This window comes from Mesoflavibacter zeaxanthinifaciens subsp. sabulilitoris, from assembly GCF_014191595.1.
In the GTDB taxonomy this organism is placed as follows: Bacteria; Bacteroidota; Bacteroidia; order Flavobacteriales; family Flavobacteriaceae; genus Mesoflavibacter; species Mesoflavibacter zeaxanthinifaciens.
This window is the reverse complement of the sequence record NZ_JACHWV010000001.1, coordinates 380075-395413: the sequence shown is the minus strand read 5'-3', so window position 1 is coordinate 395413 and position 15339 is coordinate 380075. Positions and strand designations below refer to the sequence as shown.

Genomic DNA, 15339 nt, shown 5'->3' with positions numbered 1-15339 from the left:
AAAGATTAAGATTTTGTTAAAATGTTAATTTCTTATTGCTGTTTTTAATTGTTCAATTATTATCTTTGACAAACTTTTAATAACACATGCAGTTTAAAAACCCAGAACTTCTTTACGCGCTTTTCTTACTGCTAATTCCCGTTATTGTTCACTTATTTCAACTAAGAAAGTTTCAAAAAGAATACTTTACAAACGTTGCTATTTTAAAAAAGGTACAATTACAAACGCGTAAAAGTCAATTAATTAAAAAGTGGCTAGTCTTATTAACTAGGCTACTACTTTTAACCGCTATTATCATTGCTTTTGCTCAGCCTTATTTTTCAAAAACTAATAGTTTTAACACAGAAAAGGAAACCGTTATATACCTAGACAACTCGTTTAGTATGCAAGCTAAAGGTAATAATGGTCCACTTTTAAAACGTGCAATACAAGATATCATTACTTCTATTGATGAGAATGAAAAATTCTCACTAATTACCAATACTGATAGTTATAGAAACACAACTATAAAGGCAATTAAAAACGAATTACTTCAACTTGAATATTCTTCAAATCAATTAAGTTATGACGCTGCTTTATTAAAAGCTAAAAAGCTATTTTCTAATAAAGCAAATAGCACTAAAAACTTGATTTTTGTGTCAGATTTCCAACAAAAAACACAAGAATTTAGTATTGAAAAAGATTCAAGTATTACTTTAAGTGTTATTCAGTTAAACCCTGTAAGTAAAACAAATGCGTTTATGGACAGTTTGTATATTTCTAAACAAAACGCAACTAATTATGAGTTGACTGCTTTATTAAAAAGTAATCAAACTACTACTATTAATTTACCTGTTTCGTTATATAATAATGATCAATTAGTCTCAAAAGTTTCAGTTGAAATTAAAGACGAAAACAAAGCTGTTTTTACAATACCTAACAATCAAACTATAAAAGGTAAAATTACTATTGATGAGGCGCAACTTCAATTTGATAACACCTTATACTTTAGCATAAATACGCCTTCAAAAATTAATGTTTTAGCAGTGTCTAACGATGATGCCAACTATTTAAATGGAATTTTTACTGAAGACGAGTTTAATTTTACAAAAAAAACACCAAACACATTAGATTATGCCCTTTTTGATACACAAAACCTAGTAATATTAAACGAAATTGAAAACCTACCAAATACTTTAATTACTGCTCTTAAAGTCTTTACAGACAAAGGTGGCGTCGTTGCATTTATACCTAACATTAAAGGAAATCTATCAAACTACAATACGTTTTTACAGCAATTTAACTTTAGTGGTTTTAATTCAATTTTAGAGCAAGAAAAGCGCATTACATCTATAAATTATGCACATCCAATTTACGCTAATGGTGTTTTTGAAAAACGTATAGATAACTTTCAGTATCCAAAAGTCAATCTGTATTTTCCTCAAAATGCATCTCAAAGTACTGCTATCCTTCAATTTGAAGATAACAAACCATTTTTATCTCAACGTAATAATGTGTTTGTTTTTAGCGCTGCGATTAATGAGGACAATTCAAACTTTAAAAATATAAATCTAATTGTTCCTACATTTTATAACATTGCAAAACAAAGTTTAAATGCTGCCCAACTTTATTATACAATCGGTCAAAACAATCAATTTGATGTGTCTGTAAATTTACAACCAGATACTGTATTAACTCTTGTTAATAATGACGAATCTATAATACCAGAACAACAATACTACAACAATAAAGTGGTTATAAAAACTAACGATTTACAAGAAAACGCTGGTGTTTATGAAGTAAAGAATAAAAATGAAATTTTAGAATACGTAAGCTTTAACTACAACAGAAACGAAAGTGATTTAACCTATCAAAACCTTGAAAACATAGAAGGCATCAATGTTTCAAACTCTGTTAAAGAAGCTTTTAACACTATAAAAAATGACACTAAAGTTGATGAGTTATGGAAATGGTTTGTAATTTTGGCTTTAGTGTTTTTAATCATAGAAATGCTCATCTTAAAATATTTTAAATGAACGTCTTAATCAAATCGGCAACAGTAATTGATACATCAAGCAAATTTCATAATCAAATTGTTGATGTTTTAATTGAAAAAGGAAAGATTTCACAAATTGCTAAATGTATTAAAAACACTAGCAATTTTAAAGAAATTGAGTTAGATAATTTACATATCTCTCAAGGATGGTTTGACTCTAGCGTTTGCTTTGGCGAACCTGGTTTTGAAGATAGAGAAACTATAGAAAACGGTTTAAAAACAGCTGCAAAATCTGGGTTTACAATCATTGCGTTGCAAGCTAACACAAATCCGATTATCGACACCAGTTCTGACGTTACTTTTGTCTTATCAAAAGCACAATCACAACCCGTTGATTTGTTACCAATTGGCGCATTAACAAAAAATAGCGAAAGCGTTGATTTAGCTGAACTTTTTGACATGAAAAACGCTGGTGCAGTAGCATTTGGCGATTATAAAAAACCAATTACTAACCCTAATCTATTAAAGATTGCTTTACAATATGCTAGTAATTTTGATGGCTTGGTATGTAGTTTTCCTTTAGAACAAAAAATTGCTGGTAAAGGTATTGTTAACGAGCATGTTTCTAGCACTATATTAGGTCTAAAAGGAAGTCCAAATTTAGCCGAATCTTTACAAGTGGCTCGAGATTTATACATATTAGAATATGCTGGTGGTAAACTTCATATTCCTACCATTTCAACTAAAGAAAGTGTAAAGCTAATTAGAGAAGCCAAACAAAAAAAAATAGACGTTACTTGTAGTGTTGCTATACATAATTTGTTTTTGACTGACGATGTTTTAAACGAATTTGATACACGTTACAAAGTCAATCCGCCATTACGTACTCAAGACGATATAGACGCTTTAATTGAAGGTATAAAAGACGGTACGATAGATATGGTAACCAGTGATCATAATCCGCAAACCATAGAAGAAAAGAAAGTAGAATTTGACCATGCCAACTACGGTACTATTGGATTAGAAAGTGCTTTTGGTGCTTTAAACCAGATATTTTCTACTAAAAAATCTATTCAACTATTAACTAAAGGAAAAGAACGTTTTGGTACTGTAACTTCTAAAATTGAAGAAGGAGAAGTTGCAAACATCACGCTATTTAATCCAAATGAAAAATACGTATTTGGTAAGTCAAACATTCTATCAAAATCAAAAAATAGTGCCTTTTTAGGACAAGAATTAAAAGGAAAAGTTTATGGTATTTATGCCAATAAAAAAATAGTTTTATAATGAATCAAAATACAGCTGAAGAAGGAAAAACATTAGCAGTAGTAAGCTACTTAACCATCATAGGTAGTGTTATTGCTATCATAATGAATAACGATAAAAAAAACGAGTTTACAGCATTTCATAACCGTCAAGGTTTAGGACTTTGTTTAATGTATATGATTATTGGATATTTTATTAGTCAATTTGATAACATGCAAATCTCTGTCGCTTTTTGGGTAGGAATGGGTTTATTATTTTTCTACGGAATTATAAATGCTATTAGCGGTAAAATGCAAGCTGTTCCTCTAGTAGGACCTTTTTTTCAAAAAATTTTTTCATCATTAGGAAAATAGAAACATGACAGATTTAAGCTTAGAATATATATCAAGACCTTCAACTTTAAAAGAAAACGCACCATTACTTTTACTCTTTCATGGTTATGGAAGTGATGAAAACGACTTATTTAGTTTTGCATCAGAATTACCTGAAGAATTTTTAATAATTTCTGCTAAAGCACCTTACCCAATGCAGCCTTTTGGTAATGCATGGTATGCCATAAATTTTGATGCTGAAAAAGGAAAATGGAGTGATAACGAGCAAGCCAAACAATCTAGAGATTTGATTGCTAATTTTATAGATGAAATTTTAGCTAAATACAACGCAGATAGCAATAATGTAACGCTTTTAGGCTTTAGTCAAGGCGCTATTTTAAGTTATGCTGTAGCATTTACATATCCTGAAAAAGTTAAAAATGTTATTGCTTTAAGCGGTTATGTAAATCCTGATTTATTTGAATTAAAAGGTCCAGAAACATATAAAAATCTTAATTTTTATTGTTCACACGGTAGTGTTGACCAAGTTATACCTATAGATTGGGCTAGACAAACCAAACCGTTTATGGAGCAATTAGGAGTTAACTATAAGTATAGCGAGTTTCCTGTTGGTCATGGTGTTGCGCCACAGAATTTTTATGAGTTTAGAGAATGGTTGAAAGCAAACTCTAATTTGTAGGATACAATAAGTGATCTAAAACTTTAAAGTTTAACTGATTATCAGGAGTAATTTCATATTTAATTAGTAATTCTCCCCAAAAAACACCATCAGAAAAATCTGCTATAACCCATTTATGGTTTAGTATTTTTATAGAATTAAATTGCATTTTTTTGCCACCTGAAGCTGCATAAGGAATTAGTGGATGCTCTTCTCCTGGCGCGTCTGTTAAATCGTATAATTCATTTTCTATAAGTATTGTAAGCTTATCAGTATCAATACCTCTATCATAAAAATAATCCTTAGCTTCTTGGTTATACCTAAAATCAAACATGATAAAATCATTTAGCTGATTGTTTAAAAGCGCTAAAGAATCTTTCATTCTTATATTTTTTTCTTTTAAGCTTTTAAACTGACTATCATTAGCTTTTACATAGTTTTTAGTGTTTACGTACTGAAACAAAACAACAAGTAACGTAAAGATAAACAAGTACATAAAAATTTTATTCTTCATTATAATATTTGATTTTAAAGTTTAATTTGAAGCTCATCGTAAGCTAAAAACACATTTTTAGGTAGCTTTTGTTGGACTTCTTCATGAAAACCTAATAAATGACTTATGTGCGTCAAATAAGCCTTTTTAGGTTGTAATGTATTTATAATTTGTAATGCTTCTTCTAAATTTAAATGCGAAATATGAGTCTCTTCTCTTAAGGCATTAATCACTAAAACATCTAGGTTTTTTAGTTTTTCCATTTCTTCATCAGGTATGGTTTTAACATCTGTTAAATAAGCAAAGTTGTTAAATCTAAATCCAAATACTTGTAATTTATGATGAAAAACTTCTACAGGAAGCACTTCTAAATTATTCAATTTAAAAGGTTTGTTTTCAATTTCATTTACCTGTAAGTTTGGTACGCCAGGATATTTATTTTCTGTAGCAAATATATAAGCAAAACGTTGCTTAAGTTGTTCTACAACTCTCTTATGTGCATAAATAGGTATATCTCCTAGTCTAAAAAAGAAGGGTCTAATATCATCTAAACCAGCAGTATGGTCTGCATGTTCGTGCGTAAAAATGATTCCGTCAATTTTATTTACATTAGCTCTAAGCATTTGCTGTCTAAAATCTGGTCCACAGTCTATAACATAGGTATAATAATCCCATTCTACCAAAATTGAAACACGCAAACGTTTATCTTTAGGATTTTTACTTAAACACACTGGATGTGTACTTCCTATAATAGGAATTCCTTGAGATGTACCAGTACCTAAAAAAGTAATTTTCAAAATCTATAAAATTTGAAAACAAAAATAAGTTAATTTTTTTGTTTACTATAGTTATTTGGTACCTTTGTAACACTAAATTTATAGGGATTTTTTTATGGAAATTACGCTAAAAGGAGATAAAGAATTTGAAAATATTCCATCCTTAAAAGATAAAGCGCTTCGTATTAACTTAAACGAAAACATTTACGGTACTTTTGCCGAGATTGGTGCTGGACAAGAAACTGTAAGACATTTTTTTAGAGCTGGTGGCGCATCTGGTACTATCGCAAAAGCAATGTCTGCTTATGATAAAAGTTTTAGCGATGCTATTTATGGTATTGAAGATGATAGACGCTACGTTACTGAAGCTAGGTTACGCAAAATGCTTCATCATGAATATAGATTAATTGAAGAGCGTATAGGCAGAGAAAGTAACCCACATAGAATGTTTTTTAGTTTTGCTAACACTGTTGCTACAATAGATTTTGCAAAAAAATATAAAGGACATGGTTGGGTTGGTATTAAATACCAAATCGATCCTGAAGATAAAGAAGTTAACGAAATTATTCTACATATTCGTTTTAAAGAAAATGACGCAAGATTACAACAAGAAACTCTTGGTATATTAGGTACTAACTTAATTTACGGCGCATTCTATAAATACAACGAACCTAAAAAATTATTAAGATATTTATACGACCATTTAGATAAAGACCAATTAGAAATTGATACAATTAACTTTTCTGGTCCTGTATTTAAAAACGTAGATAACCGTTTAATGAGTTTACAGCTAGTTAAAAATGGAATGACTGATGCTGTAATGTTTGCTCCAGATGGTAATAACGTACTTCCTGCAAGAGTTTTATATAAGAAAAACATTTTAGCACTTCGTGGTAGTTTTAGACCTGTAACAAAGGTAAATATGGACATGTACCAGAAGTCTTTAGATATGTTTATTAAAGAAAATAAAGTTGACGAAGAAAGAACACAAGTAATTTTTGAAATCACTTTATCAAACCTAAGAGCAGAAGGAGAAATAGACGAGCAAGACTTTATGGATAGAGCACGTTTACTATGTTCTTTAGGACAAACCGTATTAATATCTAACTTCCAAGAGTACTATAAATTAGTAGAATATTTCTCTCAATACACTAAAAACCGTATGGGATTAGCAATGGGTGTAAATAATCTTGTAGATATCTTTGACGAGAAGTATTATCGTCATTTAAGTGGTGGTATTTTAGAGGCTTTTGGTAAGTTATTCTTTAAAGATTTACGTGTATATCTTTACCCTATGGAAAATGAAGATGGAACCATTACCACAAGTGATAACTTAAAAGTACATCCACGTATGAAAGAGCTTTATAAATTCTTTAAATACAATGGTAAAGTTGTAGATATTGCAGACTATGACCCATCAACATTAAATGTTTTCTCTAGAAAAGTCTTAAAAATGATTGCCCAAGGTGAAGATGGTTGGCAACCTATGTTACCTGAAGGTGTCTCTAAATTAATTGCAGAACAAAGTCTGTTTGGTTGCGAAACCGAAGAAATTCAGAATAAATAATACAGTTTACAATAAATAAAAAAAAGGCGCTAATTATAAATTAGCGCCTTTTTTATTTTTAAAAGATTAAATTCAATTAAATTAACTCTAAAATTTGAGCTGCATGATCTTTAGTTTTTACTTTATCAATAACATGCGCTACTACTCCATCTTCATCAACTAAAAAAGTTTTACGATGTATACCATCATACTCTCTACCCATAAACTTTTTTAATCCCCAAACACCAAATGCATTAATTACTTCTTTTTCTTCATCAGCTAATAAAGGAAAAGGAAACTCATATTTGTTCTTAAAATTGCTTTGTCTTTTTTCAGAATCTGCACTAACACCTAATAACTCAAAACCTTTATCTTGTAAAACTTTATAATTATCTCTTAAGTTACATGCTTCTGCAGTACAACCTGGCGTACTTGCTTTTGGATAGAAAAAAACAATTAATTTTTTTCCTTTATAGTCAGATAAAGATACAGCATTACCATCTTGGTCATTAACTGTAAAATTTGGTACTTTATCACCTTGTTTTAATGTATTCATAGTTGTAATTTTGATTTATTCAAAAATACAAATTAATGACTAAGCAAGAAAAGGTACATTTTGTTATAAATACGTTAAATAAGTTATATCCTGAAATTCCTATTCCTTTAGATCATAAAGATCCATACACTCTTTTAGTTGCTGTTTTATTATCTGCTCAATGCACAGATGTTAGAGTTAACCAAATAACGCCTTTATTATTTGCAGAAGCAGATAACCCTTATGATATGGTTAAATTAACTGTAGAAGAAATTAAAGAGATAATAAAACCTTGTGGCTTATCACCAATGAAAAGTAAAGGTATTTACGGTCTTTCAAAAATTTTAATAGAAAAACATAACGGTGAAGTCCCGCAATCTTTTGAAGCTTTAGAAGAGTTACCTGCTGTTGGACACAAAACAGCTAGTGTTGTAATGAGTCAAGCATTTGGTGTACCTGCTTTTCCTGTAGACACACATATCCATCGTTTGATGTATCGTTGGAATTTATCTAACGGAAAAAGCGTAGCTCAAACCGAAAAAGACGCTAAACGCCTATTTCCTAAAGAACTATGGAACGATTTACATCTGCAAATCATTTGGTATGGAAGAGAATATTCTCCAGCTCGTGGTTGGGATTTAGATAAAGATATTATTACAAAAACCATTGGAAGAGCTACAGTTTTAAAAGAATATCATAAAAAAACGTCCTAATGTTTTAGGACGTTTTTCTTTTAATTTTGAAGTGATTCAAACTTCATGCTTTTATAATTTATAACACTTAAAGCCTTAGAGTAATTAAGGATAAAACTTATTGTTTCATCTTTTGGGTTCAATTTAAAATCTGATTTAGGTTTTTTAGAGTAAAGTTTTGCCATTTAATGTAGATTTTTAGTTTGTTACTACATTATAACGGATAAGATTTAACTTTATTGCTTATCCTAATTTGTTAAAACAATATTGTACTTTTCTATTACTTTTCTCATATTAATTAATGCATATCTCATACGTCCTAAAGCAGTATTTATACTTACTCCTGTGCGTTCTGAGATTTCTTTAAAACTCATATCTTTATACATACGCATTACCAAAACTTCTTTTTGGTCTTCTGGTAACTCGTCAATCAAACGTCTTACATCTGCTTCTACTTGACCTTTAATAATTGTTTTCTCTGCATTTAATGCATTATCACTTATTACAGAAAAAATATTAAAATCTCCTGAGTTGTCAAATTTAGGCATACGACTGTTTTTTCTAAAATGATCTATAACCAAATTATGAGCAATACGCATTACCCATGGTAAAAACTTACCTTCTTCGTTATATTTACCTCTTTTTAAAGTTCTTATTACTTTGATAAAGGTATCCTGAAAAATATCTTCAGATATATCTCTATCAAAAACTTTAGAGTATATAAAACTGTAAATTCTTTGTTTATGTCTTGTAATTAAAACTTCTAGAGCAGATTCTTCGCCTCTTATATAATTACTCACTAATTGAGCATCAGAGATTAATTCTTTTTGCATAATCATTACTTTTTTTGCACAGAAAACGTGTTTCGGGCTTGGGGTTTATAAATTAAAAAAGTAATGTTTTGCTATAGGCAAAAGTGTTTGTGGGTTAATTGATATGTTTCAAATGTAACAACAATTATTCCAAAAATGCAAACATAATTTCAAGTTTTAACATTTTAATGCACAATAATCTATTTTTTAAGCTGAAATTGTTGTGTTATCTTTGCAAATCTATACGAAAATTGACTATGAAGACTACGCTTTCTGCAGTAAACCCTAAAGAGAACATCATAATTAAAGGTGCTAAATTACATAACCTTAAGAATATAGATGTTGTTATACCTAGACGTAAATTAGTTGTTATAACAGGTCTATCAGGTTCTGGTAAGTCTAGTTTAGCATTTGATACGTTGTATGCAGAAGGACAACGTCGTTATGTAGAAAGTCTTAGTAGTTATGCACGACAATTTTTAGGTAGACTTAACAAACCTAAAGTAGACTATATTAAAGGTATAGCGCCTGCAATTGCTATTGAGCAAAAAGTTAATTCTACTAATCCACGCTCTACTGTCGGAACGACAACCGAGATTTACGACTATTTAAAACTACTTTTTGCACGTATTGGTCGTACCTACTCTCCTATTTCTGGTAACGAAGTCAAAAAAGACACTGTTACAGATGTTTTAGAATTTATAAAAACTATTGATTTAAAAGAAAAACTTTTACTTCTAGCTCCTATTTATTTAGAAGAAGGAAGAGCACTTCAAGACAAACTTAGCACCTTAAATGCTCAAGGATATTCTAGAATTAAAGTAAAAGATGAAGTTTTAAGAATTGATCAAGCAAAAGATTTAACATCTACTGAAGATGTATTTTTAGTTGTTGATAGAATTGTAACAAAAGACGATGACGATTTTTATAACCGATTAGCAGATGCCATTCAAACTGCTTTTTTTGAAGGTAAAGGGAATTGTTACATTGAAACCTTAAAAGACAATTCCATAAGACATTTTAGTAATAAATTTGAATTAGATAACATGCAGTTTTTAGAGCCAAATGTGCATTTATTCAGCTTTAATAACCCTTACGGTGCATGTCCAAAATGTGAAGGTTACGGTGATGTTATTGGTATTGATGAGGATTTAGTAATTCCAAATACTGCGCTTTCTGTTTATGAAGAGGCTATTTTCCCTTGGCGAGGCGAAAGTATGAGTTGGTACCGTGATCAATTGGTAAACAATTCGCATAAATTCGATTTTCCTATACACAAACCCTATTTTCAATTAAGTCAAGAACATAAAAATTTAATTTGGGAAGGTAATCAGTATTTTGAAGGTTTAAATAGCTTTTTTGAAGAACTAGAAAGCAAAGCTTATAAAATTCAAAATCGTGTAATGTTATCTCGCTATCGCGGAAAAACAAAATGTAACGTTTGTGGTGGTAAACGTCTTCGTAAAGAAGCTAGTTATGTAAAAGTAGGAAACGCTACAATTACAGATTTAGTAGAAATGCCATTAAATAAATTGTCTAATTTTTTCAACCAATTAGAATTGAATGATTATGACACTAAAATTGCCGAACGTTTACTTATAGAAATAAAAAATCGTTTAAACTTTTTAAGCAACGTTGGTTTAGATTATTTAACCTTAAACAGACGATCTAACACACTTTCAGGAGGAGAAAGTCAGCGTATTAATTTAGCAACATCACTAGGAAGTAGCTTAGTTGGTTCTATGTATATATTAGACGAACCTAGTATTGGCTTGCATCCAAAGGATTCAGAAAAACTAATATCGGTATTAAAATCGTTACGCGATTTGGGTAATACAGTAATTGTTGTAGAGCATGATGAAGATATCATGAAACAAGCCGACACCATTATAGATATTGGTCCCGAAGCTGGTACTTTTGGTGGTAAAGTTGTCGCAACAGGAACGTTTAAAGACATCTTAAAATCAAAGTCACTAACTGCTCAATATTTAAACGAAACTTTAAAAATAGAAGTCCCTAAAAAACGTCGTACAAGTAAGTATAGTATAGAAATTGTTGGTGCTAGAGAAAATAATTTAAAAAATATTGATGTTACTTTTCCTTTAGAAATGTTAACCGTTATTACAGGTGTTTCAGGAAGCGGAAAAAGTACATTGGTTAAGAAAATTTTATTTCCTGCCATTCAAAAAAAACTAACTGGATTTAGTGATAAAGCAGGTCAATTTTCAGAATTAAAAGGAAATTTTAGTAATATCAAGCATATTGAGTTTATTGACCAAAATCCAATTGGTCGTTCATCACGCTCTAATCCTGTAACTTACATCAAAGCTTACGACGATATTAGAGCTTTGTTTGCTAAACAAAAACTAAGTAAAATAAGAAATTTTGCTGCTAAACATTTTAGTTTTAATGTTGATGGTGGACGTTGCGAAACCTGTAAAGGTGAAGGCGAAGTTACAATAGAAATGCAATTTATGGCAGATGTACATTTAGTCTGCGAAACCTGTAATGGTAAACGTTTTAAAAAGGAAGTTTTAGAAGTTACTTTTGAAGATAAAAGCATTGATGATGTGTTAAATATGACCATTGACGACGCTATTTCTTTCTTCGATAAGCACAAACAAAATAAAATAAAAAACAAACTTCAGCCTTTACAAGATGTTGGTTTAGGTTATGTAACACTAGGTCAAAGTAGTTCTACCCTTTCTGGTGGTGAGGCACAGCGTATAAAACTAGCTACATTTTTAGGTAAAGGAAATACTAAAGACAAAGCCTTATTTATTTTTGATGAGCCTACAACAGGTTTGCATTTTCATGACATTCAAAAATTACTAAAATCGTTTTATGCTTTAATTGAAAAAGGACACTCTATTATTGTTGTCGAGCATAATTTAGATTTGATTAAATGTGCAGATCACATTGTAGATCTTGGTCCTGAAGGTGGTGAAAATGGTGGACAATTAGTAGCATTTGGTACACCTGAAGAAGTTGCAAAAGTTAAAGAAAGTGCAACTGCTAAATACTTAAAAGATAAGATCTAATAAATCATAAAGGCTAACACTGCAATTAATATTGAAGCAAAAGGAATTATCATGCCCATAAAAATTGTAGTTATAGCTCCGCTTTTTATAAAACTTAAAAACCAACCTTGATCGTAAAACTTTTTGACTGCTATAAAAAAGTAGAAATAAGTAGATAAAACCAATAAAAAGTCTAACCAATCGGGCATATCATAAAACCAGTTTATGCCTAAATCTATAGCCATTACCGCAAATATAAAAGAGAAAAAATAAAAGCTAAATACCAAATGGAAGGCGTATCTTCCTTTATTAAAATAGAAAACCTTTAAAAGCAACGCAAAAATTGGTAACAGAAAAAACATTGCTATAGGAAAACTATCTGTAATGGTTTGATAAATAGACCCGACACCTTTATCTTTCTGAAATTTAAACATTTGCTCAAAAAACTTTCGTTTTAAATAACCTGCATCTTCAGGCATTCCCATTTTTTTTAAGATAATTTTTTTGTCTGCTCCTGCATCAATTAAAGAGTCTATTTCTTTTTCATCATAAGTAAAAGAAGTTCCAAAAACACTACCATTAGCTTTTCGGTCTTTAGCGTCTATTTTTTCATTTACTAAAGAATCTAACTTTATAGAATCTGCTACTCTTTCAAAAGCTTCACGGTATTCTTTTTCCTTTTTTACTGCTAATTCTTCCTGTATAGCTTTATCTAATTTTGTTCTAGTTTCTCTAATATAAAATGAGAAGATGAAGAAAAAAACTACCGAAACAAATAAATAAAACTGTGCAGGATGTAAATATGTTAAACGTTTGCCTTGTAAAAACTTTTTTGGTAAAAATCCAGGTTTTGTCATTAAAGGCAAAAAGCTCTTTAAAAATTTAGAATCCCATAGTAAATAATTATTAATCGTATTATAAAAAAGACTTCTAACTGTTAACTCTTCTCTATTTTTCATACCACAACAAGGACAAAACTTAAAGCTATCTTTAAATTCTGTTTCACAGTTTTCGCAAACTTTATATTGAAGTGACATGTTGGTAGATTGTTTAGGTAAATGTAAAAATAAACTTTAAAAGATGTCTAATTTCTTTTTTAAAATTGAAATAGTAAAAATATAATTTCGTATCAAAACACCAGTAAAACCAACGTGTTTCAAGTTTGGCACAGCTATTGAAACTAATTTATCAAATAGCGATTGCCGAAACGCTAAACAGTAGGCAAAATCTAAATCCTTAATACTATGAAAAAACTAGTACTATTAATTACAGGTGTGTTAATGGGATTAACCACTGTAACAGCAGAAAATAAGTCTGAATCGCAAGGTGAAGATTTAGTTGTTAACCCAAACCGTTTTGTACAACCTATTATGTTTGTAGAACGTGGTGTAGAATTTTTAATCTTTCCTGATGGAAGCTTTGATTTTAATACTCAATTAGATTATACACAAGGTGATAATTATTACAGACGTAGCAATGCAAATGTAAACACAAGACGTAGCAGTATAAATCGTACTTATGGAGCACCAGGTACTTACAATACCTATTATGGACCAACAAACAACGGAACCATTGTTTTACACGATAGATCTGGTAAAGTAAGACGTGTTGGCTATGTGTTTTTAAATTATAATAGACAAGGACAGGTTAAACGATTAGGGTCTGTTTATATAAGTTATAATAGACAAGGCTTGGTAAGTCGTATTGGCGGAATGCGTTTGATTTATAACAGACACGGAAGGTTAATTAGAACAATTGGTCATGTAAATAGATACAATACGTCTTTTGTGTTAGATAATAACTACGGAAATCCATACGGATCACCAATAGATAATAATTATGATTACAATTATAATAATGACGATTTTTACTACTACAGAAATGGTGTAAAAACCGAAAAACCTAAATTGAAAAAATAATTTCAATCAAAACAAAAAAACCTCGTAAGTCTTTATTTACGAGGTTATTTCATTTTACAACCTAATAACAATTACAGCAGTTTTGGTTTTTGGCATGATGCTTGTAAATATTTAAATGTTCAATCATAAAACAATTAGTTATGAAGAAATTATTCCTTTTATTATCAGCATTTACTTTAAGTATTTTTGCTGTTAATGCAGACACAACAAAAAACGCCGAAAGTTTAACTATAAACGAATCTTATAACCGAGGTTATGGCAATTCTTTCATTTTTACAGAAGCAGGAATTGAGTTTTCGGTTTTTGCAGATGGGCAATTTGACTTTTATATACCAAATTACGGTCCTAACGTAAATGTTTCAGTAAACACTCCAAATGCTTCTATTAGTTTTAATACTGGTTATGATTATAACCCATATGTACAATATGATGAGTATGGTGCTATTATACAAGTTGAAAACACACCAATATTCTATGATTATTATGGACGTGTAAATCAAATTGGTAATGTTAGGATTAACTATAACAATCGTGGTTTTGTTACTAGAGTTGGCGGACTTTATGTTCATTATAACCGTTATAACCGCTTTTCTCACTGTACAGGATTTATAAATATTTACAATAGAGTTTATGTATATAGACCTTGGCATTCATATTATGTAGTACCTGCTCCGTTATACAGAGTTGTTTATACTACTCCATATAGAAGATATTATAGACCTATTAGATATGCATATTCAAGACCTTTTGTAAACAATTACAGACGTACAACTGCTGTAGCAACAAGACGTGGTAATACAATATCAAGAAACAGAAGTTTAGCTACTCGTGGTAATGGTAGAGCTGTAAGAAATATTACAAGAAATAATGTGCCTAGAACACGTAGTAATGCAACTACTTCTTCTCCTAGAACCAGAGGAAACGCAGTAGCTTCCAGACCAAGAACTAGAGGGAATAGTTCTGCTACGCAACCTAGAACACGAGGAAATAACTCTATTAGCACTCCAAAAACTAGAGGTAATTCAAAAAATATTACAAAACCTAGAACACGCAGTAATAGTAATATTTCCAAACCAAGAACAGTTAGAAATAACACTGTTACTTCTAAGCCTAGAACTAGAATACAAACTAGAGCTAACACAAGTAGACCAAAAACATCTACTAAAGCAAATACAAGTAGATCTAACTCAAGATCAAAAGCATCTTCAAGTAGATCAAGTTCTAAATCAAGAAGTACATCAAGATCGTCTTCTAGATCTGGAAGAAGAGGATAAAATATTTATAACACTTACTATAAGTCCTATAACAATGGTTT

At 30.3% G+C, this 15339-nt stretch carries 15 protein-coding genes; 9 read left to right on the top strand and 6 right to left on the bottom strand.

Features of this window, described 5'->3' with window-relative positions; genetic code table 11:
* Positions 1–86 precede the first annotated feature (86 nt).
* The 4 genes from FHS04_RS01845 to FHS04_RS01830 are packed head-to-tail and all read left to right on the top strand — an operon-like array spanning position 87 to position 4252.
* Positions 87–2015 (top strand): vWA domain-containing protein, encoded by a 1929-nt coding sequence (locus FHS04_RS01845; RefSeq protein WP_106677888.1) that lies wholly within the window; start codon positions 87–89, stop codon positions 2013–2015.
* Positions 2012–3262 carry a dihydroorotase gene (locus FHS04_RS01840; protein WP_106677890.1) on the top strand — a complete coding sequence of 417 codons (1251 nt, stop codon included), beginning with the start codon at positions 2012–2014 and terminating at the stop codon, positions 3260–3262. Before FHS04_RS01845 ends, FHS04_RS01840 begins: the two co-directional genes overlap by 4 nt.
* Positions 3262–3594 (top strand): hypothetical protein, encoded by a 333-nt coding sequence (locus tag FHS04_RS01835; RefSeq protein WP_106677892.1) that lies wholly within the window; start codon positions 3262–3264, stop codon positions 3592–3594. The genes FHS04_RS01840 and FHS04_RS01835 overlap by 1 nt, the downstream gene beginning before the upstream one ends.
* A 4-nt stretch (positions 3595–3598) precedes the next feature.
* Positions 3599–4252, top strand: coding sequence for an alpha/beta hydrolase (locus FHS04_RS01830; RefSeq protein WP_106677894.1), 654 nt, complete (start codon positions 3599–3601; stop codon positions 4250–4252).
* On the opposite strand, the gene FHS04_RS01825 is transcribed toward FHS04_RS01830, so the two are convergent.
* Both FHS04_RS01825 and FHS04_RS01820 read right to left on the bottom strand, forming a co-directional pair.
* Positions 4242–4745, bottom strand: a complete 504-nt coding sequence (locus FHS04_RS01825; RefSeq protein WP_244906269.1) for a hydrolase — start codon at positions 4743–4745, stop codon at positions 4242–4244. The genes FHS04_RS01830 and FHS04_RS01825 overlap by 11 nt on opposite strands.
* 14 nt (positions 4746–4759) lie before the next feature.
* Positions 4760–5521 carry an MBL fold metallo-hydrolase gene (locus FHS04_RS01820; RefSeq protein WP_106677898.1) on the bottom strand — a complete coding sequence of 254 codons (762 nt, stop codon included), beginning with the start codon at positions 5519–5521 and terminating at the stop codon, positions 4760–4762.
* Between the two features lie 94 nt (positions 5522–5615).
* Here FHS04_RS01820 and FHS04_RS01815 point away from each other — a divergent pair, with 94 nt between their 5' ends.
* Entirely contained in the window at positions 5616–7067 is a 1452-nt protein-coding gene (locus tag FHS04_RS01815; RefSeq protein WP_027878923.1) for a hypothetical protein, read from the top strand.
* Between the two features lie 76 nt (positions 7068–7143).
* Here the strand turns inward: FHS04_RS01815 and bcp are convergent, their stop codons facing one another.
* On the bottom strand, positions 7144–7602 hold the full coding sequence (gene bcp / locus FHS04_RS01810; RefSeq protein WP_027878922.1) for a thioredoxin-dependent thiol peroxidase: 459 nt from the start codon (positions 7600–7602) through the stop codon (positions 7144–7146).
* A 35-nt stretch (positions 7603–7637) separates the two neighbouring features.
* Between bcp and FHS04_RS01805 the strand changes: the two genes are divergently transcribed.
* Positions 7638–8294 carry an endonuclease III domain-containing protein gene (locus FHS04_RS01805; RefSeq protein ID WP_106677902.1) on the top strand — a complete coding sequence of 219 codons (657 nt, stop codon included), beginning with the start codon at positions 7638–7640 and terminating at the stop codon, positions 8292–8294.
* Positions 8295–8314: 20 nt separating this feature from the next.
* Here FHS04_RS01805 and FHS04_RS01800 read toward each other — a convergent pair whose 3' ends face one another.
* Complete coding sequence (locus tag FHS04_RS01800) at positions 8315–8458, bottom strand: hypothetical protein (protein ID WP_181256112.1); 144 nt, start codon at positions 8456–8458, stop codon at positions 8315–8317.
* A gap of 63 nt (positions 8459–8521) precedes the next feature.
* Positions 8522–9106 carry an RNA polymerase sigma factor gene (locus FHS04_RS01795; RefSeq protein WP_106678301.1) on the bottom strand — a complete coding sequence of 195 codons (585 nt, stop codon included), beginning with the start codon at positions 9104–9106 and terminating at the stop codon, positions 8522–8524.
* A gap of 236 nt (positions 9107–9342) precedes the next feature.
* On the opposite strand from FHS04_RS01795, the gene uvrA reads away from it, so the two are divergent.
* Positions 9343–12126: an excinuclease ABC subunit UvrA gene (uvrA, locus tag FHS04_RS01790; protein WP_106677906.1), complete on the top strand. Its 2784-nt coding sequence runs from the start codon at positions 9343–9345 to the stop codon at positions 12124–12126.
* Here uvrA and FHS04_RS01785 read toward each other — a convergent pair.
* Entirely contained in the window at positions 12123–13142 is a 1020-nt protein-coding gene (locus FHS04_RS01785; protein WP_106677911.1) for a DUF3667 domain-containing protein, read from the bottom strand. The genes uvrA and FHS04_RS01785 overlap by 4 nt on opposite strands.
* A gap of 207 nt (positions 13143–13349) precedes the next feature.
* On the opposite strand from FHS04_RS01785, the gene FHS04_RS01780 reads away from it, so the two are divergent.
* Positions 13350–14024: a hypothetical protein gene (locus FHS04_RS01780; protein ID WP_106677915.1), complete on the top strand. Its 675-nt coding sequence runs from the start codon at positions 13350–13352 to the stop codon at positions 14022–14024.
* Between the two features lie 140 nt (positions 14025–14164).
* Entirely contained in the window at positions 14165–15298 is a 1134-nt protein-coding gene (locus tag FHS04_RS01775; protein WP_106677918.1) for a hypothetical protein, read from the top strand.
* Positions 15299–15339 lie beyond the last annotated feature (41 nt).

Excerpts from the sequence above, each read along its gene's own strand:
- FHS04_RS01845 (WP_106677888.1), top strand. The coding sequence starts at position 87 with ATGCAGTTTAAAAACCCAGAACTTCTTTACGCGCTTTTCTTACTGCTA.
- FHS04_RS01840 (WP_106677890.1), top strand. The coding sequence starts at position 2,012 with ATGAACGTCTTAATCAAATCGGCAACAGTAATTGATACATCAAGCAAA.
- FHS04_RS01835 (WP_106677892.1), top strand. The coding sequence starts at position 3,262 with ATGAATCAAAATACAGCTGAAGAAGGAAAAACATTAGCAGTAGTAAGC.
- FHS04_RS01830 (WP_106677894.1), top strand. The coding sequence starts at position 3,599 with ATGACAGATTTAAGCTTAGAATATATATCAAGACCTTCAACTTTAAAA.
- FHS04_RS01825 (WP_244906269.1), bottom strand. The coding sequence starts at position 4,745 with ATGAAGAATAAAATTTTTATGTACTTGTTTATCTTTACGTTACTTGTT.
- FHS04_RS01815 (WP_027878923.1), top strand. The coding sequence starts at position 5,616 with ATGGAAATTACGCTAAAAGGAGATAAAGAATTTGAAAATATTCCATCC.
- bcp (WP_027878922.1), bottom strand. The coding sequence starts at position 7,602 with ATGAATACATTAAAACAAGGTGATAAAGTACCAAATTTTACAGTTAAT.
- FHS04_RS01805 (WP_106677902.1), top strand. The coding sequence starts at position 7,638 with ATGACTAAGCAAGAAAAGGTACATTTTGTTATAAATACGTTAAATAAG.
- FHS04_RS01800 (WP_181256112.1), bottom strand. The coding sequence starts at position 8,458 with ATGGCAAAACTTTACTCTAAAAAACCTAAATCAGATTTTAAATTGAAC.
- FHS04_RS01795 (WP_106678301.1), bottom strand. The coding sequence starts at position 9,106 with ATGCAAAAAGAATTAATCTCTGATGCTCAATTAGTGAGTAATTATATA.
- uvrA (WP_106677906.1), top strand. The coding sequence starts at position 9,343 with ATGAAGACTACGCTTTCTGCAGTAAACCCTAAAGAGAACATCATAATT.
- FHS04_RS01785 (WP_106677911.1), bottom strand. The coding sequence starts at position 13,142 with ATGTCACTTCAATATAAAGTTTGCGAAAACTGTGAAACAGAATTTAAA.
- FHS04_RS01780 (WP_106677915.1), top strand. The coding sequence starts at position 13,350 with ATGAAAAAACTAGTACTATTAATTACAGGTGTGTTAATGGGATTAACC.
- FHS04_RS01775 (WP_106677918.1), top strand. The coding sequence starts at position 14,165 with ATGAAGAAATTATTCCTTTTATTATCAGCATTTACTTTAAGTATTTTT.